Genomic DNA, 23904 nt, shown 5'->3' with positions numbered 1-23904 from the left:
CCGGGCGGGACCGCGCGGCAATTCGGGAAGGATTTCTGAATGGTCAGCCTGCTGAGAAATCAAAAAGTCCGCAACGCACTGTTGCAGGTCCTGTATGTCGGCTCGATCGCCGCGATGGTGCTTGCCGGCATTGCGATCGCCAGACAGAACCTGGCGGCGCAGGGGATCACCTCCGGATTCGACTTCCTGTTCAAGTCCACGGGCTGGGACCTGAACTTCTCGCTGCTGCCCGCCACGGCGAACGATCCTTATTGGTGGTACTTCCTCATCGGGATCATCAATACGCTGTTTCTGGGAACCGTCGGCCTGACGCTGGCGACGATCGTGGGAACGATCGTCGGCCTGGCGCGAACATCCTCGAACGAATTGGCCCGGCTGCTCGGCCGCACCTATGTGGACATCTTCCGAAACATCCCGCTGATCCTCCAGGTTTTTTTCTGGTATGCCGTCATCACCCATCTGCCGACGCCGCGCGCCGCGCATGAGGGATGGGGCTTTCTCCTCACCAGCCGGGGGCTTTACATTCCGTTCCCCAATGTCAGCAGCGCCGCGCTCGCTGCGGCGACATTGGCTGTGATTGCCGCCATCGCGCTGCCGATCTGGCTGGGCAGGACATCGCGCCTCAGCCTGCCGGTCGGCCAGCGTGGCGGCATCCAGCTTGCCTGCGCGGCGGCGGCACTTGCCTGCGCGGCCGTCGTTCTGGTGGCCGGCCGCCTGGCCGACTTGCCGCTGCTCGATTTCCCGGCGCTGCAAGGTCTCAATCTGAGAGGCGGCCTGCGCATTCCGCCGGAATTTGCGACACTGGCCATCGCGATCGCCATCTATGGCGGCTCCTACATCGCCGAGATCGTGCGCGGCGGGTTCAAGGCTGTCGGCAAGGGCCAGGTCGAGGCGGCTCTTTCCCTGGGCCTTGGCCCGTGGCGGGTCTTCATGCTGGTGCGGCTGCCGCTGGCACTACGCGCCATGCTGCCAATCCTCGCCAACCAGTATGTCTGGCTGATGAAGGCGACCACAATGGGCATCGCGGTGGGCTTCACGGATTTCTTCATGATCGTGGCGCTGACGATCAACCATTCCGGCCAGACAATCGAAGCGATCGGCATCCTGATGGCTGGCTTCCTCGCCATCAACCTCAGCCTCGCCGCCATCTTCAACCGCATCAACAAAGCAATCGCCCTCAAGGGCAACCAGTTGAGGGGGTGAGGGATGGAAATGGTCGTTGTCGCCCCTCCTGCCCTTGGAAAGATCGAGGATCTGAGGCGGCGCTTCTTTGCGACACCCCTGCAGGCATTGCTGTCGCTGGCTTCCCTGGCGATCATGGTCTTCCTGGTCTGGAAGCTCCTGAATTGGGCGGTTTTCTCGGCCGTCTTCACGACGAGCGGCGGACCCGAAGCCTGTCAGGCGGCGGCGGGAGCCTGCTGGTCGGTCATTGCCGCGCGATGGCGCATCATCCTGTTCGGCCTCTATCCCTATGACGAGCAGTGGCGGTCGGCCCTGGCTTGCCTGACCGTCGTGGTCATGACGGTGCTAAGTTGCATTCCGGCCTTCTGGACGGGTCGCCGCATCGCACTCGTATGGGGAGCCGGAACGGCGCTTTTCTACGTGCTGATGAAGGGCGGCGTGCTTGGTCTGCCCTATGTCGGCGAGGAGGCCTGGGGCGGACTGGCGCTGACCCTGTTCATCTTCGTGACCACCTGCCTGATCGGCTTCCCGCTGGCAATCTGCCTGGCGCTGCTGCGCCGCTCCGGCCTGCCATGGATTTCCCGCACCACCGGCCTCATCATCGACGGGGTGCGTTCATTGCCTCTGATCTCGATCCTGTTCACCTTCGCCATCGTGCTGCCGTTCGCACTGCCGCAATGGCTGGTGGGCGACAAGCTGTACCGGGTGATCCTGGGCTCGGCCCTGTTTTTTTCCGCCTACCAGGCGGAGATCGTCAGAGGTGGGATGCAGGGCGTTCCCAGTGGGCAAGAAGAGGCAGCCAAGGCGCTTGGCATGCGCTACTGGCAGCGCGTCGGCCGCATTCTTCTACCGCAGGCCATGCGCAATGCGCTGCCGGCGACGATCAACCAGTTCGTGATCTCGTTCAAGGAAACCTCGCTGGTGATCATCGTCGGCTTCTTCGAGATCCTGGCCTCCGGCAATGCCGCCTACGGCACCGGCGAGTGGCGCTTCGCCTATGTCGAGGTCTATGCCTTCATCGCCTTCATCTACTTCATCTTCGTGTTCAGCCTGTCCCGCTATGGCGCTTTTCTCGAGCGCCGTATGTCGGTCGGCGAACGATAGGGGGCGTTTACGTGATTTCAGGAAACCGATCCAGCGGCCCCGCGGTGCTGATCGAAAATCTCGACAAATATTACGGGACATTCCAGGCGCTGCGAAAGGTGAGCTTGTCCGTGGATCGCGGCGAGAGGATCGTCGTCTGCGGCCCGTCCGGCTCCGGCAAGTCCACCATGATCCGCTGCATCAACCGTCTGGAGCAGCACAATGGCGGCCGGATCACCGTGCTCGGCACCGAGCTCAACGACGATGTCGGCAACATCGACGGGATCAGGCGGGAAGTCGGCATGGTGTTCCAGCACTTCAACCTGTTTCCACACATGACGGTGCTGGAGAACTGCATGCTCGCGCCCATGATCGTGCGCAAGGTGCCGCGCGCGGATGCCGAGGCGACCGCCCGGCGCTATCTGGAGAAGGTACGCATTCCTGAACAGGCGATGAAGTATCCCGGTCAGTTGTCCGGCGGCCAGCAACAGCGGGTCGCGATAGCGCGTGCCCTTTGCATGCAGCCCGAGATCATGCTGTTCGATGAGCCGACCTCTGCGCTCGACCCGGAAATGATCGCGGAAGTGCTCGACGTCATAGTCACGCTCGCCTCCGAAGGCATGACAATGATCTGCGTCACGCATGAGATGGGTTTTGCGCGCCGGGTTGCCGACCGGGTAATTTTCATGGATGGAGGCGAGATCGTCGAACAGGCGCCTCCCGATGAATTCTTCACCTTTTCCCGCAACGAGCGCACGCGGCAGTTCCTGTCGCAAGTGCTTGGTCACTGATCGATGCAACGATCCCGCGTCAGGCCGCAGCCATGTCCGTGACTGATCCCGTCACCGTCTTGCGCGAGATGCTCGGACCGAAAGGCTGGCTTTCGGGCAGCGATGCCAGGCCCTATCAGCGCGATTCGCTCGATCGCTACGGCGTCGCGGCTCTGGGCGTAGCCAGGCCTGCGGACACCTCCGAAGTGGCCAGTGTCGTAAAGGCATGCCATGCGGCCGGACTGGCGGTCGTGCCGCAAGGCGGCAACACCGGGCTTTGCGGCGGCGCCGTCGCCGATCGGCCGGATGCGGTGATCGTTTCGCTTTCGCGCATGACGGCGATCGGCAAACCGGACTTGGACAGCGGCTCGATCCTCATCGAGGCGGGGGCCGTGCTTGCCGCGCTGCACGAGGCGCTGGAACCGCACGGCCTGATGTTTCCGATGCATCTCGGCGCGGAAGGCAGCGCCAGGATCGGCGGCCTGGTCGGCACCAATGCCGGCGGCAGCCAGGCATTCCGGTATGGCATGATGCAAGACCTCGTGCTTGGCCTGGAGGTCGTGACCCCTGACGGGGCGATATGGAACGGGCTGCGCGCGGTGCAGAAGGACAATGCCGGCTACCAGTTGCGCAAGCTCTATTGCGGCGCGGAAGGAACGCTTGGCATCGTGACGCGGGCGATCCTGCGGCTCTACCCGATGCCGCAGCGGCAGGCGAGCGCGCTTGTCGTCATGCCCGATTTCGCTGCCGCGGTTTCGTTCGGCACCTTTCTGCGGGGCGAGGCGGGGGAATTCCTGACCGGCCTCGAGTTCTTCTCCGACATCGGGCTGGGACTGGCCCTCAAACACCTGCCCGACCTAGCCTACCAGTTGGAGGCACGCGGCGAGGTCTATGTGCTGGTCGAACTGGCATCGGCCGTCCCCCGCGTTCCACTCGACGAGATACTGGCTTCGGCGCTGGAGTGGGGGATGGAGCAAGGCCTGGTGCTGGACGGAGCATTGGCGGCGACGGGCGCGCATCGCGCACAATTCTGGCGGCTGCGAGAGGAGCAGCCGGAAGGACAGAGGCTGGAAGGCGAGCAGCTGAAGCACGACATCTCGGTGCCTCCGGGCGCTATCGCCCGTTTCGTCGAGGCCGGCGCAGAGATCTGCGACGACATTCTTCCCGGCGTGCGGATAAACCCGTTCGGGCATCTCGGCGACGGCAACATCCACTACAATCTGTCGCCGCCGGAAGGCCGCGCCGATTTTGACGGCAAGGCCGGGCGGTTCGCCGAGGCGCTATCGTCGCTCGCCACGGAAATGGGCGGCAGTTTCGCGGCCGAGCATGGACTTGGCCGCGCCAAGGTCGCCATGGCCGACCGAAACCGCAGTCCGTTGGAGCGCGAACTCATGGCGCGGCTCAAGGATGCATTCGATCCACGGGGAACGATGAATCCGGGCGTGCTGGTGCACGCTGCTCGGCAAAGAAAAACTTTCGAATAGACGGCATTTCTTGATTTCGCCCCGAACCGCCTGCGTGCACCTATGAACCGAAGGCAGGCTCGATCGACCTGCCGCCAAAGTGAGGATGTCGAAGCATGATCCGCAATGGCGGCCGCCTTCTCGTCGAGTGCCTGATCGGGCTTGGCGCGACCAGGAGCTTCGGCGTGCCCGGAGAAAGTTATCTGGCCGTCCTGGACGCGCTGCACGACACGCAGGGAAAGCTGGACTACACGCTTTGCCGCAATGAAGGCGGCGCGGCGTTCATGGCCTCGGCCTACGGCAAGCTTACCGGCTCGCCAGGCATCTGTTTCGTGACGCGCGGCCCAGGCGCCACCAACGCCAGCATCGGCGTTCACACGGCCATGCAGGACAGTTCGCCGATGATCCTGTTCGTCGGCCAGGTCGGCACCGACATGAAGGGCCGCGAAGCCTTTCAGGAAATCGACTACCGGGCGGTGTTCGGCACGGTCGCCAAATGGGCGGTCGAGATCGACGATGTCGCGCGCCTGCCCGAGATTGTGGCGCGGGCATGGACGACCGCATTGACCGGACGACCTGGTCCCGTCGTGGTCGCGCTGCCCGAGGACATGCTGACCACCATGACCGAAGCGGCTCCGCTCAGCGCACCGGTGGCCATTTTCGAGCCGGCGCCGGCGCCGGAAGCGATCGCTTCGGCCTTCAGGCTGCTGGCCAAGGCCGAGAGGCCGGTCCTGCTCATGGGCGGCGCCAACTGGACCGTGGACGGACGCGCGGCGCTACAGGCTTTCGCAGAGGTTTCCGACATCCCTGTCGTGGCGGCCTTTCGCTATCAGGACCAGTTCGACAACCATTCGCCGGTCTTTGTCGGCGAGGCCGGCGTCGGCATGGTGGCGCATGTCAAAGCCCTGCTCCGCGACGCCGACGTGATCCTGGCCGTCAATGTGCGTTTCGGCGAGATGACCACGGACGGCTATACGCTGCTGTCCGTGCCGTTGCCGCGCCAGAAACTGATCCATGCCCATGGCTCCGATCGCGAGATCGGCAAGATCTATGTGCCGGCCATCGGTATCCATGCCGGGCCGAACGCTTTCGCCCGGGCGTTGACGCCCGTCAAAGGCGGCTGGGCGGACTGGCGCGCGACGGCCCGCAAAGCCTATGAAGGGACATTCGGCGCGCCCGTCCAGCCCGGCCCGGTGGACATGGTGGAGGTCAGCGCCTGGCTGCGCGAAAACCTGCCTCCCGACGTCATTCTCACCAACGGCGCCGGCAATTTCACCGTCTGGCCGAACAAGTTCTTCAAGTTCGGGCCGGACGCACGGCTGCTCGCCCCGCAGTCTGGCGCCATGGGCTACGGCCTGCCGGCGGCAATTGCCGCCAAGGTTGCGTTTCCAGAACGCACGGTCGTCTGCTTTGCCGGCGACGGCGACTTCCAGATGAATTGCCAGGAACTCGGAACCGCCATGCAGGCTGGCGCGCAGCCGATCGTGCTGATCCTCAACAACGGCATCTACGGCACGATCCGCGCCCATCAGGAGCGCCACTATCCGGCGCGCGTTTCGGGCACGTCGCTCGAAAACCCTGATTTCGTGACACTGGCAAAGGCCTATGGCTTCCATGCCGAGCGGATCGAGGCGACGCGCGATTTCGCGGCGGCGTTCGATCGGGCGCTCGGATCCGTGACGGGAGCGGTCCTCGACATCGCCATATCTCCCGAAGCGCTGACGCCCCGACAGACCCTTTCCCAGATGCGTGACGCCGCGCTCGCTTCCCAGAAGGCCAAGGCATGACCTCCAAAGACGACATCCGTCTCGGCGCGGACATCGGCGGCACGTTCACCGACGTCGCGCTCGACCTCAGGGGAACGATCTTCTCCACCAAGGTGTTGACCAATTATGCGGCGCCCGAGCAGGCGATCCTGGACGGCATTGCCGTCGTCACGCGCGATGCCGGTATCGCGCTTGCCGAGATCGGCATCATCATCCACGGCACGACGCTGGCGACGAATGCGCTCATCGAACGCCGTGGCGCCAGGACCGCGCTGGTCACCACCGAAGGGTTCCGCGATGTCATCGAGATGCGTACGGAAAACCGCTTCGAGCAGTATGACCTCGACCTGCAGCTGCCGGCGCCGCTAATCCCGCGCGAGCACCGTTTCACGGTAAAGGGCCGGATCGGCGCGGAAGGCCAGGAGCTTCAGCCGCTCGACGAAGCCGCCCTGGAAGGCATTGCCGACCGGATCGGGGCCGGCGGCTTCGGCTCCGTGGCGATCGGCTTCATCCACGCCTACACCAACCCTGATCATGAGCGCCGGGCACGCGCTATCCTGTCCCGCAAGCTTACCATCCCGATTTCGATCAGCGCCGAAGTCTCGCCGCAGATGCGCGAGTTCGAACGCTTCAACACGGTCTGCGCCAACGCCTATGTGCGGCCGCAGATGGCGGACTATCTCGCGCGTTTCCAGACCCGCTTGAAGGAGATGGGCGCCGAGTGCCCGGTCTTCATGATCCATTCGGGCGGCGGTCTGATCTCGGTGGAGACGGCCTCGGAATTTCCCGTGCGCCTCGTCGAGTCCGGCCCGGCCGGCGGCGCCATCTTCGCCGCCGACATCGCCAGGCGATTCGGCCTGGAAAAGGTCGTCTCCTATGACATGGGCGGCACCACTGCAAAGATCTGCCTGATCGAGGATTATGCGCCACGCACCGCCAGAACCTTCGAAGTGGCGCGTACCTATCGCTTCTGCAAAGGTTCCGGCATGCCGATCTCCATTCCCGTGATCGAGATGATCGAGATCGGCGCCGGCGGCGGCTCGATCGCCTGGGTCGACGCCATGGGCCGCATCCAGACCGGTCCCGAAAGTGCCGGATCGGAACCTGGCCCGGCCTGCTACGGCCGCGGCGGCAGGCGCCCGGCCATCACAGATGCCGACCTGGTGCTCGGCAAGCTCGATCCCGACAATTTCGCCGGCGGCGCCATCAGGCTGGACACGTCCGCATCCGAACAGGCGATCCTGCGCGATGTCGGCGAACGCCTGTCGCTCGATGCCATGGCGACGGCCTTCGGCATCTGCGAGGTGGTGGACGAAAACATGGCCAATGCCGCCCGCGTCCATGCCGTCGAAAACGGCAAAAACATTTCCGACAACGTGATGATCGCCTTCGGTGGCGCGGCCCCGCTTCACGCCGCAAGGCTTTGCGAGAAACTCGGCATCGACCAGTGCATCGTCCCCAAGGGCGCGGGCGTCGGATCGGCGATCGGCTTCCTCAAGGCTCCGTTCGGCTACGAAGCCCTGGCATCCCGGCTGACGCGGCTGTCGCAGTTCAAGCCGGCCGAGGCCAATGCTTTGCTCGACGACCTCAAAGTGTCAGCCGAAAGCTTCGTGCGGGCAGGGGCCAACGGTACGATCACATGCGAAATCACCGCCTTCATGCGCTACGCCGGCCAGGGCTGGGAAATCCCCGTGCCGCTGCCGGACGTGCCGTTCGGCAACGATGCCGCAACCACGCTCGAGGATTTGTTCCAGGCGAATTACCAACGCTTCTTCGGCCGCGCCATCGAAGGACTTGCCGGCCTGGAAATCGAGATCGTCACCTGGTCCGTGAAGGCGACGGATGTCCGGCCTGCTGTCGCCAGGCACGAGCTGATCACCGGCAAGCGGACCACTCAGCCGGCAACAAGCCGCGCGGTGTTCGATCCGGCCAGCGGTGCGCCACGGACCTATGGCATCGTCGAACGGGAGGGGCTGTGCACCGGCGATCGGGTGGCGGGCCCGGTCATCATCGTCGAACGCGAGACGTCCACCGTCGTCACCACGAGCTTCGACGCCGTCATCCAGAGCGACGGCGCAATCCTTCTGATCCGCAAAGGCAGCCAGGCATGAGCGACATCAGTGAAATCCGCATGCAGGTTATGTGGAACCGGTTGATCTCGGTGGTCGAGGAGCAGGCCCTCACCTTGCTGCGCACGGCTTTCTCGACATCGGTGCGCGAATCCGGCGACCTGTCGGCGGGCGTGTTCGATCCCCGCGGCCAGATGCTGGCACAGGCGGTGACGGGAACGCCCGGCCATGTCAACACCATGGCCGAGGCGGTGCTGCATTTCATGAATGAAATCCCGCGCGAAACCATGTTCGAGGGCGACACCTACGTCACCAATGACCCCTGGTTGGGCACGGGCCACCTGCACGACATCACCATGGTGTCGCCGTCGTTCCTGAACGGCGAATTGGTTGCGTTCTTCGCCTGCACGGCGCATGTGGTCGATGTCGGTGGGCGCGGCTTCGGCGCTGACGGCAAGTCGGTCTACGAGGAAGGCATCCAGATCCCGATCATGAAGTTCGCGGAGAAGGGCAAGGTCAATTTCGATCTCGTCAGGATCCTGCGCGCCAACGTCCGCGAGCCGAACCAGGTCGTCGGCGATTTCTATTCACTCGCCGCCTGCAACGAAGTCGGCCACCGACGCCTCATCGACATGATGAAGGAGATCGGCCTGGCATCGCTGGACGGGCTTGGCGAGTTCATCTTCTCGCGCACCCGCGACGCCATGGTCGAACGCATCAAGGCGATGCCCAAAGGCAGCTGGTCGAACGCGCTGGTGACCGACGGCTACGACAAGCCGGTGAAGCTCGCGGCGACCGTCACGGTTCGGGACGCCGGCATCGAGGTCGATTTCACCGGTACCGACCCGATGAGCCGATGGGGCATCAACTGCCCGATCATCTACAGCAAGGCCTATGCCTGCTACGCGTTGAAATGCGTGGTGGCGCCCGATATTCCTAACAATGCCGCGTCGCTCGCCTTCTTCACCGTGTCGTCTCCGGTCAACATCCTGAACGCCGTGCGGCCGGCGCCGGTGGCGCTCAGGCACATCTTCGGCCACATGGTTCCCGATCTGGTGCTCGGCGCGATTGCCAAGGCGATGCCCGGCAAGATCCTTGCCGAGGGCGCCGGCGCACTGTGGAACATCCATATCTCGGTTCGGCCGGTCTCCGGCGGTTCGGGCCGCCGCGCCGAGGTGCTGATGTTCAATTCCGGCGGCATGGGCGCGCGCCCCGGTCTCGACGGATTGTCGGCGACGGCCTTCCCCTCCGGCGTCCATACGATGCCGATCGAGGCAACGGAGCACACCGGCCCGATCGTCATCTGGCGCAAGGAGCTGCGGCCCGATTCCGGCGGCGACGGCGAGTTCCGCGGCGGGCTCGGGCAGGTTATCGAAATCGAGGCGATCGAGGGCCATGAATTCGACTTTTCGGCCATGTTCGACCGCGTCAATCATCCCGCCCACGGGCGCAACGGCGGCGGGCCTGGAGTGGCCGGCGTGGTCAGGCTGGACGATGGCACGCAGATGCGGCCCAAAGGCTGGCAGCATGTTCCGGCCGGCCGTCGGCTGATCCTCCAATTGCCGGGCGGTGGCGGCTATGGCGATCCGTCCAAGCGCAGCACCGAGGCGCGGGCGAACGACCGCTCCAAGGAATACATTTCGGAGAACGGCAAATGAGCTACATTGCCTCGCGCCTGTCTGCGGTGAAGCCTTCGGCGTCCATGGCTGCTTCGCAAGCAGCCAAGGCCCTGCGCGCCAAGGGCGTCGACGTGATCGATCTTGGCTTGGGCGAGCCGGATTTCCCGACACCGAGCCACATCATCGAAGCGGCGCATTTTGCCGCGAAGGCCGGCCAGACGCTATACACGGGTGCCGCCGGCACGGCCGAGGTGCGCGAAGCCGTGGCCGGCAAGTTCCGCCGCGAAAACGGACTGGACTACACGGCGGACGACGTCGTCGTGGCCAATGGCGCCAAGCAGATCATCTTCAACGCGCTGATGGCGACGCTGGAGTCTGGTGACGAAGCGATCCTGCCGGCGCCCTACTTCGTTTCCTATCCCGAGATGGTGAAGCTGCTCGGCGGCACGCCTGTCGTTATCGAGTGCCCGGAAACTTCGGGCTTCCGGCTGACGCCGGAGTTGCTCGAAAAAGCCATCACGCCAAGGACGAAATGGCTGTTCCTCAACATGCCCGGCAACCCCTCCGGCGCCATATATTCGCAATCGGACCTGCGGGCACTCGGAGCGGTTTTGGCAAGGCATCCGCAGGTGCTGGTGCTTTCCGACGAGATTTACGAGCACATCCTGTTCGACAGACGCGACTTCGTCTCCTTCGGCAAGGCTTGCCCGGAACTCAGGGACCGCACCCTGATCGTCAACGGCGTCTCCAAATCCTATGCGATGACCGGGTGGCGTGTCGGCTATGCCGCCGGGCCGGCGCCGCTCACCAGGGCGATGGCGACCATCCAGAGCCAGTCCTGCACGTCCGTCTGCTCGATCGCGCAAGCGGCGACGGTGGCCGCGCTCAACGGCCCTCAGGACGAGGTGGCACGCTTTCGGCAGGCGTTCGAGGCGCGCCGCGACCTTGTCGTCGACGGCATCAGGCGAATCAACGGTCTTACGCTTTCGCCACCGGAAGGCGCCTTCTATGCCTATATTGGCTGCGCCAGCCTGATCGGCCGCAGGACCCCAAAAGGCGTCGTGCTCGAGGACGACACGGCAGTGGCGAATTATCTCCTGAACGAAGGGCGCGTGGCCTCGGTGCCGGGCGCCGCCTATGGACTTTCACCCTATTTCCGCATCTCGACCGCGACCGGCGAAGAGGTGCTGACCGAAGCGATCGCGCGCATCAACGCCGCCGTCGCGCAAGTGGAGTAGATCATGCCGCATTACGAACGCATCCTGATCACCGGCGCGGCCGGCCGCCTCGGTTCGGAACTGCGAAAGGGGCTGGTGCCGCTGGCAAAAACGATCCGCCTGGCAGGCCGCGAACCGTTCGGCGATCTTGCTCCACACGAGGAAGAAGCGGTCTTCGACCTCGCCGATATGGAGGCGACGATTGCCGCCACCAAGGATTGCGACGCGATCGTGCATTTCGGCGGCGCACCACTCGAATGCGAATGGCAAACCATCCTGGACTCCAGCATCCGCGGCTCCTATCACATCTACGAGGGCGCCCGGAAACACGGCGTGAAACGAGTCATCTATGCCTCCTCCGTACATGCCGTCGGCTATCACGAGGTCGAGGCGCATATCGGCGTCGACGTGCCGGTCCGTCCCGACAGCCTCTATGGCGTGTCGAAGAACTTCGTCGAGAGCCTGAGCCGGCTTTACTGGGACAAGTTCGGCATCGAGACGGCGTGCCTGCGCATCTTTTCATCCTTCCCCGAACCGGCGGACCGTCGCATGCTATGGTCATACCTCTCCTTCGCCGACTGTGTGCGTCTGGTCGAGGCAGCTCTCACCGCGCCGCGCGTCGGCCATACGATCTCCTTCGGCCTTTCCGACAACAAGGTGAAAACGGTCGACAACAGCGGCGCCAACCATCTGGGGTTTTCTCCGCAGGATAGTGCCGAGCCGTTCCGCGCAGCGGTCGAGGCGAAGACGCAGATTCCGGATCCCAAGGCGCCATCGGTGAAGTATCTGGGCGGGTGGTTCTGCGAGCTTGGCCATCCGGACGACGAGCCGGCGTAGCTATCGAAATACCAATCCGCTAGATGGCGCAGACCGGAAGCCGAGATGCGGCAGGCGATGGATTCACGCATGGTGGCGGAGATCGAGCAGGTTGTCGGCGGTCGTCATCGGTTTTGGGATTCTCACCTGATCTGGTAGTGGGATCCAAATCACAGGAGATGGCATGCCGAACGATGTACTCGTGCGCGACAGCAATGGCGCTCAATTGAATGACGGCGATTCCGTCACGCTGATCAAAGACCTCAAAGTCAAAGGCACTTCGGAGACGATCAAGCGCGGCACGTTGGTGAAGGCCATCCGGCTGAACGGCAATCCCGGCGAGATCGAATGCAACACCAAGCAAGTGAAAGGCCTGGTGCTCAAGACGGAGTTCGTGAAGAAGGCGTAAGCCTCAAGGCGGCAAGCGATCTCGATGGCTCCTTCGGGATTCCGGAAAGCCTGCCGTCGCCAAGTGGGTCGCGGAGCCATTGAGCGTCCGGCACCCGACAGTTGCGCTGTAAAATTGATGATTTCGCCGACCAGGCACAAAAAACCGCCAAGACCTAAGTCTGGAACCTCCTGCCGCTCCGCGCGTTTCACGGCGTCCCGTTCGCGGACCCGCCCGGATATCTCTCCAAGCGCGCGAAAAAACCAGGAGCCCGCTTCATGCACGACAAGCTGTTTCATTCACCGGTCGCACTGTCGGTCGGCCTCGGCTTCAAGCGCGAGATTGCCTCGCTGGCCGAAATGCACGATTTCCTCACCAATTGGACCACCTCCCGCCGCGGCCCGCTCTACCGAAATGCGGTGAAGGCATGTGATCTGGCCGTTCCAGGTTATGTGAGCGTCGAGCAGGCGCGCCGGGCGTTGCTCGAATTCGCGCAAGCCGCGGGCATCCTGTGGCCGGACCTCGAGCCGGTGGCGGGCGTGCACGCCGTTGCGCGTGGTTATGGCGGCTACGCCGCCTGAAGATTGATGTTCCCCGTGGCGGCTGAAGCCATACCACCATAGAAAGCCCGGCTGGCCCCCAGCCGGGCTTTCCCGTTTCCGGCAGCTCGCAAGGAAATCGCAATCCTGTGGTTGGCCGTGTGCCTTGGGCGACAATGCCTGGGTGGAGTGTTGGGAAGAGCCCGCGCAAAAATCTTTATGACATTCCTATTTCTTTCCACTGCGCCCTGTCTCGAACCTTTATGGCGATCGGGTCCATATTCCTTTCAGAAAACACAACCGGTTCCGTCGCCAAAGATGCGACGGGCCACTTCCGATATATTGCGAACTCTCCTGTCAAATTCGCAAAGTGCAAAAGAACAAAAGGAATAAACACAATGGATATAGCCGTTATCGGGATCGGAATTTTGTTCTTCGCCTTTTGTTTCGCCTACATCAAAGCTTGTGACGCGCTCTAGAGCGAGGCTGAAAAAATGATCATCGACTATATTCTCGGTGGCGGCGTTACGCTGTTCCTGCTCGCCTACCTGACATACGCCCTCGTTCGTCCAGAACGCTTCTGAAGGCACGGAAAGCCCACAGCCATGACACTGAACGGTTGGATACAGATCCTGGTCTATTGCGGGATCGTCATATTGCTGGTGAAGCCGCTCGGCGGCTACATGCACCGCGTCTTCAACGGCGACCGCACGCTGCTTTCGCCGGTCCTTCGCCCGCTTGAGCGCGGGCTTTATCGTATCTGCGGAACCAGCGAACGCGAGGAACAGCACTGGACCACCTACGCGGTCGCCCTGCTGCTCTTCAACCTCGCCGGCTTCCTGGCGCTTTATGCCCTGCAGCGTCTGCAGGGCAGCCTGCCTTACAATCCTGCCGGCATGACAGCGGTTGAACCAGGGCTGGCCTTCGACACCGCCGCCAGCTTCATGACCAACACCAACTGGCAGAACTATGGTGGCGAGAGCACGATGTCCTATCTCGTGCAGATGGCCGGGCTGACGGTGCAGAACTTCGTTTCGGCGGCCACCGGCATTGCCATCGCCATCGCGCTGATCCGCGGCTTTGCACGGGCCTCCGGCAAGTCGATCGGCAATTTCTGGGTCGATATGACCCGCTCCACACTCTATCTGCTTCTGCCGTTCTGCATCGTGCTGACGCTGGTCTATGTCTGGCTCGGCATGCCGCAGACGCTCGGCGCCTACGTCAACGCCACGACGCTGGAAGGCGCGCAACAGACCATCGCCGTCGGCCCGGTCGCTTCGCAGGTGGCCATCAAGATGCTCGGCACCAATGGCGGTGGTTTCTTCAACGCCAATGCCGCGCACCCGTTCGAGAACCCCGACGCGATCTCCAACCTGATCCAGATGGTGTCGATCTTCGCCATCGGCGCCGCCTTGACCAATGTCTTCGGCCGCATGATCGGCAACCAGCGCCAGGGCTGGGCGATCCTCTCGGCCATGGGCGTCATGTTCATCGCCGGTGTCGCCATCTGCTATTGGGCGGAAGCCGCCGGCAACCCGCTGGTGCATGCGCTGGGCATCGACGGCGGCAACATGGAGGGCAAGGAGACGCGTTTCGGCACCGCCCTGTCGGCGCTGTTTGCCGTCATCACCACGGCCGCTTCCTGCGGCGCGGTGAACGCCATGCACGGCTCGTTCACCGCGCTCGGCGGCATGATCCCGATCATCAACATGCAGCTTGGCGAAGTCATCGTCGGCGGTGTCGGCGCGGGTCTCTACGGCATCCTGATGTACATCGTCGTTGCCGTCTTCATTGCCGGCCTGATGGTCGGCCGCACGCCCGAATATCTCGGCAAGAAGATCGAGGCCAAGGAGGTCAAGATGGCTATGTTGGCCATACTATGCCTGCCGCTGGCGATGCTGATCTTCACGGCCATCGCCGTCGTGCTGCCGACCGGCGTGGCGTCGATGGGCAATGCCGGCCCGCACGGCTTCTCCGAGGTTCTGTATGCCTACACTTCGGCGGCGGCCAACAACGGTTCGGCCTTTGGCGGCCTCAGCGGCAACACGCCCTGGTACAACATCACGATCGGCATCGGCATGCTGATGGGCCGCTTCCTGGTCATCATTCCGGCGCTGGCCATTGCCGGCTCGCTGGTGGCGAAGAAAACGGTTCCGGCTTCCGCCGGCACCTTCCCGACCGATGGCCCGCTGTTCGTCGGGCTGCTGGTCGGCGTCATCCTGATCGTCGGTGGCCTCACCTTCTTCCCGGCGCTCGCCGTCGGGCCGATCATCGAGCACCTGGCGATGGCTCACGGGCAGACCTTCTGAGACCGTCATGTCCTGGTTCAATGCCATGCGCCGCAAGGTCGGCCACAGGGACGATCACGGAAAGGAGGAGAGACCTCCTCCTTTCCCGACCCTGTCGACGTTTCTCGGCCTTGCGGCAGTCATGCTCGTCCTCTGGCTGCTGGCCTACAGGCCGCCGCATTTCCTTTCGGCATCCAATCATCGGGTGCCGTCCAACAACACCGAAGCCGGAGCTTCAAAATGAGCAACTCGAAATCAGCCAGCATCATGGATGCCCGCATCTTGGTTCCCGCCATTGGCGGCGCCTTCCGCAAGCTCGATCCGCGCACGCTGGCCAGGAACCCGGTGATGTTCGTCGTTGCCGTCGTCTCGGCGCTCACCACGGTGCTGTTCGTCAAGGACCTGGTCACCGGAGGCGGCAATCTCGGCTTCACGCTGCAGATCATCATCTGGCTTTGGTTTACCGTGCTGTTCGCCAACTTCGCCGAAGCGGTCGCAGAAGGCCGCGGCAAGGCGCAGGCGGATTCGCTGCGCAAGGCACGCACCGAGACCCAGGCCAAGCTTTTGACCGGTGAAGACCGCACCAAATACAAACTCGTNTCGCTGCGCAAGGCACGCACCGAGACCCAGGCCAAGCTTTTGACCGGTGAAGACCGCACCAAATACAAACTCGTGCCCGGCACCAGCCTCAAGGTCGGCGATGCCGTGCTGGTCGAGGCCGGCGACATCATCCCGTCCGACGGCGAAGTGATCGAAGGCGTTGCTTCGGTCAACGAGGCTGCGATCACGGGCGAATCCGCGCCGGTCATTCGCGAATCCGGTGGCGACCGTTCGGCGGTCACCGGTGGCACCCAGGTGCTGTCCGACTGGGTCCGCGTCCGCATCACCGCCGCCTCCGGCCATACCTTCCTCGACCGCATGATCTCACTGGTCGAAGGTGCCGAGCGCCAGAAGACGCCGAACGAGATCGCGCTCAACATCCTGCTCGTCGGCATGACGCTGATCTTCGTGCTGGCCACCGCGACGATCCCGAGTTTTGCCTCCTACTCGGGCGGCTATATCTCGGTGACCGTTCTGGTGGCGCTGTTCGTCACCTTGATCCCGACCACGATCGGCGCGCTGCTTTCGGCCATCGGCATCGCCGGTATGGACCGTCTGGTGCGATTCAACGTGCTGGCCATGTCGGGCCGCGCCGTGGAAGCCGCAGGCGACGTCGACACGCTGCTGCTCGACAAGACCGGCACGATCACACTAGGCAACCGCCAGGCGACGCAGTTTCGCCCGGTCAAGGGCGTCACCGAACAGGAACTGGCCGACGCGGCCCAGCTTGCCTCGCTCGCCGACGAGACGCCGGAAGGCCGCTCCATCGTCGTGCTGGCCAAGGAGAAATACGCCATCCGCGCCCGCGACATGGCAACGCTGCACGCCACTTTCGTGCCCTTCACAGCGCAGACCCGTATGAGCGGCGTCGACATCGATGGTTCATCGGTGCGCAAGGGCGCCGTCGATTCCGTGCTTGCCCATGTCAACCAGTCGGCAGCCGCCGCCCATGGCACGCGCCCAAGCAGCGAATCCATCCGCGATCTCCAGTCCATCGCCGACGAGATCGCCAAGTCCGGCGGCACGCCGCTGGCGGTCGAACGCGACGGGCGCCTGCTCGGCGTCGTCCACCTCAAGGACATCGTCAAGGGCGGCATCAGGGAGCGTTTCACCGAACTGCGCCGCATGGGCATCCGCACGGTGATGATCACCGGTGACAATCCGATGACGGCGGCGGCGATCGCCGCGGAAGCCGGCGTCGACGACTTCCTCGCTCAGGCCACACCGGAGGACAAGCTGAAGCTGATCCGCGACGAACAGGCCAAGGGCAAGCTGGTGGCCATGTGCGGCGACGGCACCAACGATGCACCCGCCCTTGCACAAGCCGATGTCGGCGTCGCCATGAACACCGGCACGGTTGCCGCCCGCGAGGCCGGCAACATGATCGACCTCGATAGTGACCCGACCAAGCTGATCGAGATCGTCGAGATCGGCAAGGCGCTCTTGATGACGCGGGGTTCGCTGACAACCTTCTCGATCGCCAACGATGTGGCCAAGTATTTCGCCATCATTCCGGCGATGTTCGCCGTCTTCTACGTCGCACCGGGACAGACGACCGGCCCGCTGCAGGCACTCAACGTCATGCATCTGGCGACGCCGCAAAGCGCCATCCTGTCGGCCATCATCTTCAACGCGCTGATCATCATCGCGCTGATCCCGCTGTCGCTGAAGGGCGTCAAATACCGCGCCATTGGCGCCGGCGCGCTGCTCAGCCGCAATCTTCTCGTCTACGGCCTCGGCGGCCTCATCGTGCCGTTCGTCGGCATCAAGGCGATCGACATGATCGTCACCGCGCTTGGCCTCGCTTAACTCTTTGTTTTAACGCAATTCCGGACGGAAAACCGCTTCACACTTTTCCTGGAATTGCTTTGAGGAACATCTCCATGCTCACCCAGCTAAGACCCGCGATCATCATGATCGTCTTCTTCACGGTCCTGACCGGCCTGATCTATCCGATCGGCATGACCGGCATCGCCCAGGCGATCTTCCCGCGCCAGGCCAATGGCAGCCTGATCGAGAAGGATGGCAAGGTTATCGGCTCCGAACTGATCGGCCAGGGCTTTGCCAGCGACAAGTATTTCCATGGCCGCCCCTCGGCCGCCGGCGACGGCTACAACGCCGCCGCTTCGAGCGGCAGCAATCTCGGCCCGACCAATCCCAAGCTGATCGACCGCATCAAGGGCGATGCGGAAAGACTGAAGGCGGAGAATCCGAACCAGCCCGTCCCGATGGACCTGGTGACGACGTCCGGCAGTGGCCTCGATCCCGATATCAGTCCCAAAGCAGCCTACTTCCAGGTCGCCAGGGTGGCCAAGGCCAGGGGGATCGATGAAGCCAAGGTCAAGGCGCTTGTCGACAGTCAGGTCGAGGGCAGGGAACTCGGCTTCATGGGCGAACCGGTGGTCAATGTGCTCGGTCTCAACCTTGCGCTGGACGCCGCGAAACAGTGAATGGTGCGGGCTGGGGATCGACAGTATCTCCGGCGCCATCCATGATCGGTCCCGATGCCGGACGACAGAAACAACGACGCCAGACCTTCTCCCGACGCACTGCTTGACCATGCCGAGCGGGAAGGTCGCGGCCGGCTGCGGATATTCCTGGGTGCCGCTCCCGGCGTAGGCAAGACCTATGAGATGCTGATGTCGGGCCGCGCCAGGCTGACCGACGGCGTGGATGTGGTGATCGGTGTCGTCGAGACGCATGGGCGCAAGGAGACACTGGCCCTGGTCGAGGGTTATGAGGTCATTGCCCGCCGCAAGGTCGACTACAAGGGGCGCATCCTCGACGAGATGGACATCGACGCCATCCTCGCCCGGCGCCCGGCGCTGGTTCTTGTCGACGAACTCGCCCACACCAATGCGCCCGGCAGCCGCCATCCCAAGCGCTATCTCGACGTCCAGGAAATCCTGACGCACGGCATCGACGTCTACACGACGCTCAACATCCAGCATGTCGAAAGCCTGAACGACGTTGTCGCCCAGATCACCAAGGTCAGGGTTCGCGAGACGGTTCCCGATTCCATCATCGACCAGGCCGACGATGTCGAGATCATCGATCTCACTCCCGACGACCTGATCAAGCGGCTCGAGGAAGGCAAGGTCTATTTCCCCAACACCGCGCAGCGCGCGATCGAGAACTATTTCTCGCCGGGCAATCTGACGGCGCTCAGGGAGCTGGCGCTGCGCCGCACCGCGCAGCGCGTCGACGACCAGTTGCTGATCCATATGCAGGCCCACGCCATTCCTGGACCGTGGGCTGCGGGGGAAAGGGTACTCGTCTGCGTCGACGCGCGTCCGGGCGGGGCGGCGCGTATTCGCTACGCGCGCAGGTTGGCCGACCGGCTCCGTGCCCCGTGGACGGCGCTGCATGTCGACAGCCCTCGCTCGGCCAGCATGCCCGAAGCGGACAAGGATCGGCTCGCTACGAACCTGCGGCTTGCCGAACAGCTCGGCGCCGAGGTGACCACCATTCCCGGTCAGAACATCGCGCAGGACATTGTTCGCCATGCGACGGCGAACAATTTCACCCATATCGTGGTCGGCAGGCCGACCCGGTCGCGCTGGCGGGAATTGATCGAAGGCTCGCTCACCTACGATCTCATCCGCAACGCCGGTGACATCAGCGTCCATGTCATTTCAGGAACCGAACGCAACGCCGAGGTGACGTCGAGGAGTGTCAAGGCGGCGGACGAGCAGTGGCAGTTCGAGATCTGGCCCTATCTCAAGGCCACGGCCTTTGTCATCGGTTCGCTCGCCTTCGCCGTCGTTCTCGACCAGTTTCTCGACGTTCGCAACCTGGCGATCATTCTTCTCATCGGCGTACTGGCATCGGCGGTAACCGGCGGTCTGTGGCCGGCTCTGTACGCTTGTTTCGCCAGCGCCCTTGCTTTCAATTATTTCTTCCTGGAGCCTCGTTATACGCTGACGATCCGGGATCCGGAGAGCATCGTCGCGCTTGGCGTCTTTCTCGTCGTTGCGGTCATCGCCAGCAATCTGACGGCGCGCGTGCAGCGCCAGGCGGTCGCCGCCCGCTCGCGGGCGCGGGCCACGGAAGACATCTACCTCTTTTCAAAGAAGCTCGCCGGCGCCGGCACGCTCGACGACGTCCTTTGGGCCACGGCCTTCCAGATCGCCTCGATGCTGAAGCTGCGGGTGGTGCTGCTTTTGCCGGAAGACGGGACCATCACCGTCAAGGCCGGCTATCCGCCCGACGACACGCTGGCCGAAGCCGACATCGCCGCCGCCCGCTGGGCCTGGGAGCACAATCGTGCCGCGGGTCGCGGCGCCGACACGCTTCCAGGCGCCAAGCGCCTCTATTTGCCCTTGCGGACGGGGCGCACGGCCATCGGGGTCGTCGGCCTGGACAACGACAAGCAGGGTCCGCTGCTGACGCCCGAGCAGCAGCGGCTGCTTGACGCACTGGCCGACCAGGCGGCGGTCGCCATCGAACGTATTCAATTGGTTGCCGACGTCGACCGTGCCAAGCTCGCGGCCGAGGCGGACAGGCTGCGCTCGGCGCTGCTCACCTCCATTTCCCATGATCTGAAAACGCCGCTCGCTGCCATCATGGGCGCGGCTGGCACGCTGCGGGATTTTTCAGTCGCGCTTCCCGAACCGGACCGGGCCGAACTGCTGTCGACGGTGCTGGACGAATCCGAGCGGTTGAACCGCTTCATCGCCAATCTGCTCGACATGACCAAGATCGAGTCCGGCGCGATGGAGTCGAACTACGCCTTTCACTATGTCGGCGACATCGTCGGCTCCGCCTTGCAAAGGGCCAGGAAAATCATTGGCGAGCACAAGATCGAGACCGACATCCCCAAGGATTTGCCGATGTTGAAGGTCGACCCGGTGCTGTTCGAGCAAGCGTTGTTCAATCTTCTCGACAATGCGGCGAAATATGCCCCGGCAGGCTCGACGATTCGCATGCAGGGTTGGACCGACAATGGCTCCGTCCTGCTGCAAATCATGGATGAAGGGCCAGGCATTCCTCCCGGCGATCTGGAACGGATTTTCGACACGTTCTATCGAGTGCGCAAGGGCGACCAGATCCGCGCCGGTACGGGGCTCGGCCTGTCGATCTGCCGCGGCTTCGTCGAAGCGATGGGTGGCACGATCATGGCGGCAAACCGGACCGACGGTTCGGGCGCGGTGTTCACCATCAAAATGCCCAGGCCGGCAAATCCGCCCAATTTCGACGCTTCGAATACCGACGACCACGATGTGGGTGACCTGGCATGACAAACTCGAACGTCAGAATATTGGTCGTCGATGACGAGCCGCCGATCCGCAAGCTGCTGCGCGTCGGGCTCGGCAGCCAAGGTTATGCGGTCAGCGAGGCGCCGAACGCGAAGGTGGCGATCGAGCTGATGGAGGCGGAGAAGCCGGACCTCGTCCTGCTCGACCTTGGGCTGCCCGGCATGAGCGGCCATGAACTGCTGCGCAAATGGCGCGACGATGGTCTCGACATTCCAGTGGTCATCCTGTCCAGCCGGACCGACGAGGCCGGCATCGTCCAGGCCCTGGAACTCGGCGCCGACGACTATGTCACCAAGCCTTTCGGCATGAATGAGCTGGTGGCGCGCATTCGCGTGGCGCTCCGCCACAAGTTCCAGCAGCAGGGCGAGAAGCCGATTTTCCAGACCGGCGATCTCAGCGTCGATCTGGTCAAGCGCATCGTCAAGGTCGAGGGCAAGGAGGTAAAGCTCTCGCCGAAGGAATACGACATCCTGCGCATGCTGGTGCAGCACGCCGGCAAGGTGCTGACCCATCATTTCCTGTTGAAGCAGGTCTGGGGCGACTCGACCGACGTGCAGTATCTCAGGGTCTATGTGCGGCAGCTCAGGCAGAAGATCGAGAAGAGCCCCGACCAGCCGCGCTACATCACCACCGAGACCGGCGTCGGCTACCGCCTGCGCGAGGTCGAGTGAGCAGGCCAGGTTTTAGCCGATAGCTTCCCGTGGCTGGCCAAGCGGTCTGGAAACCCGCAAGGCCGCGAGGCAGCCGACAATGCCGAGCGGCACGAAGGCAAGAAACAACCACGACGCGACATTCGCCGCCGCGTCGTGGTTCAGACCTTGCGAAAAGCCGCTGGCGTTGGCGACGATGCCGGCGAGTGCGGCGCCCACGGCATAGCCGATGCGCTGCATGGTCGGCACCGCCGCCGAGGCGATGGTCTGCTCGCCCTCCGGCGCGGAGGCCACGATGACGCGCGTGAGGAAGGGCCAGGCCACGCCGAAGCCGCCGCCTTGCAGCAGGGCGCAGATCAGGATCAGCGGAATGGAGCCCAGCGGTATCGCATACGCAAAGCCTGCGATGCCGGCCGCGATCATCACCGCGCCGCCGACGATGATCAGCCGCTCGCGCTGCGGCGGCGCGTTGGCGACCAGGATCGACAGGATCGACCAGGCGATCGATTCGGCGGCGATGATGTAGCCGGTGGTCAGCAGCGGAATGTCGTGAAGACTGGTCAGCAACAGCGGCCCGTAGACGCCGAAGGAACAGGTCGCCACCGAAAAGGCGGCAACCATGGTCATGCCGGCGCCGACCGGCGTGCGCCACGAGAACAGCCGCGCCGGAAACAGCCGCGAACGCGGCTTCAGCGCGTCGATGGTGAAGAACAGCACCAGGCCTATCAGGCCGAAGGCCATCAGCAGCGAAGAGCGCAGCAAGGCGATGTCGACGCCGGCCGAGGCAATCAACACCACGGCGACGGCAAGGCAGCCAAGGGCCGCGAACGGGAAGGGCGGCGCCTTGCCCGTGCTCGTCTTGGGTTTCGTCGCCTGCGGCGTGTCGAGCACGATGAAGCTTGCCAGCGCCATGGCAGTGCCGCCGAGAGTAAAGATGCCGAAGGCCCAGCGCCATGACAACAGCTCGGTCATGATCGCGCCGAGCAATGGTCCGCTGAAGGCGGCGACGCCCCAGATCGCCGACATGATGCCGAAAAGCTGCGGCCAGATGGCGCGCGAGAACAGTCGTTCGACCGAGACGAAGGCCAGCGACACCAGCGCACCGCCGCCAAGTCCTTCGATCAGGCGGCCGGCGAGGAACAGTGGCATGGAAGGCGAGGTGGCGCATATCAGCGCGCCTGCTGCGTAGAGCAGCGCGGCGACCACCATGTTGGTGCGCAAGGGGACATAACTCACCAGTCGTCCGGCGGCTGCGCCGGCAACGATGGCGCCGAGTTCGTAGATCGCCAGCGACCAGCCGACGAGCTGTACGCCCGCCAGTTCGCCGACCATGGCCGGCATCACCGTTGCCACCATCGTCTCGTTGGTGGCGTGCAGCAGGATGCCGAGGCTGATGAAGCAGAAGCGCGCCAGGTCGCCGCTTGCCCACAATAAGCGCCAGTCGACCCTGTTCGTGCTGATCTCGGTCATTTCCACCCCTGTCTTGCATATCTCGACGCCAGCGCAGCACGCCAGAAGCCAGTACGGGTTTCCGGCAGGACCATGCGAATCGACAGCGCCGGATCGAGGCGTTGTGGCGTTCGGGGCAGGCTTGTAAAACCTCAACCGGGGTTGAGCTCAAGCGGTTTTTTTGAAGATCGTTCGCGCGGCAGCCTTTCCGGTTGCGGGTTCGTTGCGCGATCAGTTCTCGGTGCTGCGCAGCTGGAATTGGCTGACGCCGATCGCGAGGTTCATGCCGGTCTGCGTCTGCAAGCTGAGCGGCTGCAAGGTGAAGGCCTGAGAGGAGCCGCCGACCAGCAGATTGGCGCCGGCGCCGACGGCGGCCGTCACCTCCGCGCTGGCGCCGATGTAGTCGCCGGCCAGCGCACCCGGCGCATAGATGTTCTTCAGCGGCGTCAGCACGATCCACTGCATGACCGTCTGCTTCGTCGTGCCGATGTCGAGGCCGTATTTGTTGACAGCGCCGAAATAGGCTTCCGGCGCGAAGCTTTTGTCGGCGGGGTTAAAGGTGCAGCTCAGATCCTTGCTTGAGCCGAAGATGAAGCCGGTGCCGCCGCCTATGGCGCAGTCAAGCGTACCGACTTCCATGCCTCGGTCCTGCGCCTGCACCGCTCCGGATAGCGTGGTGAACATGGCGGCAGCTATGGCTGTCTTCAGCATGATGGTTCCCCTCCAAAATCAAACGGCGCGAAACCA

The 23904-nt window shown here is 63.7% G+C and carries 20 protein-coding genes; 18 read left to right on the top strand and 2 right to left on the bottom strand.

Features of this window, described 5'->3' with window-relative positions:
- Positions 1–39: 39 nt before the first annotated feature.
- The 18 genes from X735_RS157100 (at position 40) to X735_RS157180 (ending at position 21729) form a co-directional block, all read left to right on the top strand.
- Positions 40–1203: an ABC transporter permease subunit gene (locus X735_RS157100; RefSeq protein WP_023810152.1), complete on the top strand. Its 1164-nt coding sequence runs from the start codon at positions 40–42 to the stop codon at positions 1201–1203.
- Between the two features lie 3 nt (positions 1204–1206).
- Positions 1207–2286: an amino acid ABC transporter permease gene (locus X735_RS157105; protein ID WP_023810151.1), complete on the top strand. Its 1080-nt coding sequence runs from the start codon at positions 1207–1209 to the stop codon at positions 2284–2286.
- An 11-nt stretch (positions 2287–2297) separates the two neighbouring features.
- On the top strand, positions 2298–3056 hold the full coding sequence (locus X735_RS157110) for an amino acid ABC transporter ATP-binding protein (RefSeq protein WP_031212843.1): 759 nt from the start codon (positions 2298–2300) through the stop codon (positions 3054–3056).
- A gap of 32 nt (positions 3057–3088) precedes the next feature.
- Positions 3089–4519 carry an FAD-binding oxidoreductase gene (locus X735_RS157115; RefSeq protein ID WP_245273150.1) on the top strand — a complete coding sequence of 477 codons (1431 nt, stop codon included), beginning with the start codon at positions 3089–3091 and terminating at the stop codon, positions 4517–4519.
- A gap of 95 nt (positions 4520–4614) precedes the next feature.
- Entirely contained in the window at positions 4615–6285 is a 1671-nt protein-coding gene (locus X735_RS157120) for a thiamine pyrophosphate-binding protein (RefSeq protein WP_023810148.1), read from the top strand.
- Positions 6282–8375, top strand: a complete 2094-nt coding sequence (locus X735_RS157125; protein WP_023810147.1) for a hydantoinase/oxoprolinase family protein — start codon at positions 6282–6284, stop codon at positions 8373–8375. The genes X735_RS157120 and X735_RS157125 overlap by 4 nt, the downstream gene beginning before the upstream one ends.
- Positions 8372–9991 carry a hydantoinase B/oxoprolinase family protein gene (locus tag X735_RS157130; RefSeq protein WP_023810146.1) on the top strand — a complete coding sequence of 540 codons (1620 nt, stop codon included), beginning with the start codon at positions 8372–8374 and terminating at the stop codon, positions 9989–9991. Before X735_RS157125 ends, X735_RS157130 begins: the two co-directional genes overlap by 4 nt.
- The gene (locus tag X735_RS157135; protein WP_023810145.1) at positions 9988–11190 is read left to right on the top strand and encodes a pyridoxal phosphate-dependent aminotransferase; all 1203 of its coding nucleotides are present in this window, start codon (positions 9988–9990) and stop codon (positions 11188–11190) included. The genes X735_RS157130 and X735_RS157135 overlap by 4 nt, the downstream gene beginning before the upstream one ends.
- A gap of 3 nt (positions 11191–11193) precedes the next feature.
- A complete protein-coding gene (locus tag X735_RS157140; RefSeq protein ID WP_023810144.1) occupies positions 11194–12006 on the top strand; it encodes an NAD(P)-dependent oxidoreductase in 813 nt (270 codons plus the stop codon).
- Between the two features lie 163 nt (positions 12007–12169).
- Positions 12170–12394: an alkylphosphonate utilization protein gene (locus X735_RS157145; RefSeq protein ID WP_023810143.1), complete on the top strand. Its 225-nt coding sequence runs from the start codon at positions 12170–12172 to the stop codon at positions 12392–12394.
- 257 nt (positions 12395–12651) lie between these two features.
- On the top strand, positions 12652–12954 hold the full coding sequence (locus X735_RS157150) for a DUF982 domain-containing protein (protein WP_023810142.1): 303 nt from the start codon (positions 12652–12654) through the stop codon (positions 12952–12954).
- A gap of 452 nt (positions 12955–13406) precedes the next feature.
- A complete protein-coding gene (locus X735_RS21525) occupies positions 13407–13496 on the top strand; it encodes a K(+)-transporting ATPase subunit F (protein WP_023810140.1) in 90 nt (29 codons plus the stop codon).
- A 21-nt stretch (positions 13497–13517) separates the two neighbouring features.
- Complete coding sequence (gene kdpA / locus X735_RS157155) at positions 13518–15221, top strand: potassium-transporting ATPase subunit KdpA (protein ID WP_023810139.1); 1704 nt, start codon at positions 13518–13520, stop codon at positions 15219–15221.
- Between the two features lie 7 nt (positions 15222–15228).
- Complete coding sequence (locus X735_RS157160; protein ID WP_023810138.1) at positions 15229–15444, top strand: hypothetical protein; 216 nt, start codon at positions 15229–15231, stop codon at positions 15442–15444.
- On the top strand, positions 15441–17609 hold the full coding sequence (gene kdpB, locus X735_RS157165; protein ID WP_023810137.1) for a potassium-transporting ATPase subunit KdpB: 2169 nt from the start codon (positions 15441–15443) through the stop codon (positions 17607–17609). Before X735_RS157160 ends, kdpB begins: the two co-directional genes overlap by 4 nt.
- Positions 17610–17683: 74 nt before the next feature.
- Entirely contained in the window at positions 17684–18250 is a 567-nt protein-coding gene (gene kdpC / locus X735_RS157170; RefSeq protein WP_023810136.1) for a potassium-transporting ATPase subunit KdpC, read from the top strand.
- Between the two features lie 54 nt (positions 18251–18304).
- Positions 18305–21040 (top strand): sensor histidine kinase KdpD, encoded by a 2736-nt coding sequence (locus X735_RS157175; protein WP_023810135.1) that lies wholly within the window; start codon positions 18305–18307, stop codon positions 21038–21040.
- The gene (locus tag X735_RS157180) at positions 21037–21729 is read left to right on the top strand and encodes a response regulator transcription factor (protein ID WP_023810134.1); all 693 of its coding nucleotides are present in this window, start codon (positions 21037–21039) and stop codon (positions 21727–21729) included. The genes X735_RS157175 and X735_RS157180 overlap by 4 nt, the downstream gene beginning before the upstream one ends.
- 12 nt (positions 21730–21741) lie before the next feature.
- Here the strand turns inward: X735_RS157180 and X735_RS157185 are convergent, their stop codons facing one another.
- Both X735_RS157185 and X735_RS157190 read right to left on the bottom strand, forming a co-directional pair.
- Positions 21742–23178: an MFS transporter gene (locus X735_RS157185; protein WP_023810133.1), complete on the bottom strand. Its 1437-nt coding sequence runs from the start codon at positions 23176–23178 to the stop codon at positions 21742–21744.
- Between the two features lie 210 nt (positions 23179–23388).
- Entirely contained in the window at positions 23389–23868 is a 480-nt protein-coding gene (locus tag X735_RS157190; protein WP_023810132.1) for a DUF992 domain-containing protein, read from the bottom strand.
- Between the last annotated feature and the right edge of the window lie 36 nt (positions 23869–23904).

This window comes from Mesorhizobium sp. L2C084A000, from assembly GCF_000502875.1.
Taxonomy (GTDB): Bacteria; Pseudomonadota; Alphaproteobacteria; order Rhizobiales; family Rhizobiaceae; genus Mesorhizobium.
This window is presented reverse-complemented; position numbering and strand designations above follow the sequence as displayed.

Excerpts from the sequence above, each read along its gene's own strand:
- X735_RS157100 (WP_023810152.1), top strand. The coding sequence starts at position 40 with ATGGTCAGCCTGCTGAGAAATCAAAAAGTCCGCAACGCACTGTTGCAG.
- X735_RS157160 (WP_023810138.1), top strand. The coding sequence starts at position 15,229 with ATGTCCTGGTTCAATGCCATGCGCCGCAAGGTCGGCCACAGGGACGAT.
- X735_RS157175 (WP_023810135.1), top strand. The coding sequence starts at position 18,305 with ATGCCGGACGACAGAAACAACGACGCCAGACCTTCTCCCGACGCACTG.
- X735_RS157140 (WP_023810144.1), top strand. The coding sequence starts at position 11,194 with ATGCCGCATTACGAACGCATCCTGATCACCGGCGCGGCCGGCCGCCTC.
- X735_RS157150 (WP_023810142.1), top strand. The coding sequence starts at position 12,652 with ATGCACGACAAGCTGTTTCATTCACCGGTCGCACTGTCGGTCGGCCTC.
- X735_RS157190 (WP_023810132.1), bottom strand. The coding sequence starts at position 23,868 with ATGCTGAAGACAGCCATAGCTGCCGCCATGTTCACCACGCTATCCGGA.
- kdpA (WP_023810139.1), top strand. The coding sequence starts at position 13,518 with ATGACACTGAACGGTTGGATACAGATCCTGGTCTATTGCGGGATCGTC.
- X735_RS157180 (WP_023810134.1), top strand. The coding sequence starts at position 21,037 with ATGACAAACTCGAACGTCAGAATATTGGTCGTCGATGACGAGCCGCCG.
- kdpC (WP_023810136.1), top strand. The coding sequence starts at position 17,684 with ATGCTCACCCAGCTAAGACCCGCGATCATCATGATCGTCTTCTTCACG.
- X735_RS157145 (WP_023810143.1), top strand. The coding sequence starts at position 12,170 with ATGCCGAACGATGTACTCGTGCGCGACAGCAATGGCGCTCAATTGAAT.
- X735_RS157120 (WP_023810148.1), top strand. The coding sequence starts at position 4,615 with ATGATCCGCAATGGCGGCCGCCTTCTCGTCGAGTGCCTGATCGGGCTT.
- X735_RS21525 (WP_023810140.1), top strand. The coding sequence starts at position 13,407 with ATGATCATCGACTATATTCTCGGTGGCGGCGTTACGCTGTTCCTGCTC.
- X735_RS157115 (WP_245273150.1), top strand. The coding sequence starts at position 3,089 with ATGTCCGTGACTGATCCCGTCACCGTCTTGCGCGAGATGCTCGGACCG.
- X735_RS157105 (WP_023810151.1), top strand. The coding sequence starts at position 1,207 with ATGGAAATGGTCGTTGTCGCCCCTCCTGCCCTTGGAAAGATCGAGGAT.
- X735_RS157125 (WP_023810147.1), top strand. The coding sequence starts at position 6,282 with ATGACCTCCAAAGACGACATCCGTCTCGGCGCGGACATCGGCGGCACG.
- X735_RS157135 (WP_023810145.1), top strand. The coding sequence starts at position 9,988 with ATGAGCTACATTGCCTCGCGCCTGTCTGCGGTGAAGCCTTCGGCGTCC.
- X735_RS157130 (WP_023810146.1), top strand. The coding sequence starts at position 8,372 with ATGAGCGACATCAGTGAAATCCGCATGCAGGTTATGTGGAACCGGTTG.
- X735_RS157185 (WP_023810133.1), bottom strand. The coding sequence starts at position 23,178 with ATGACCGAGATCAGCACGAACAGGGTCGACTGGCGCTTATTGTGGGCA.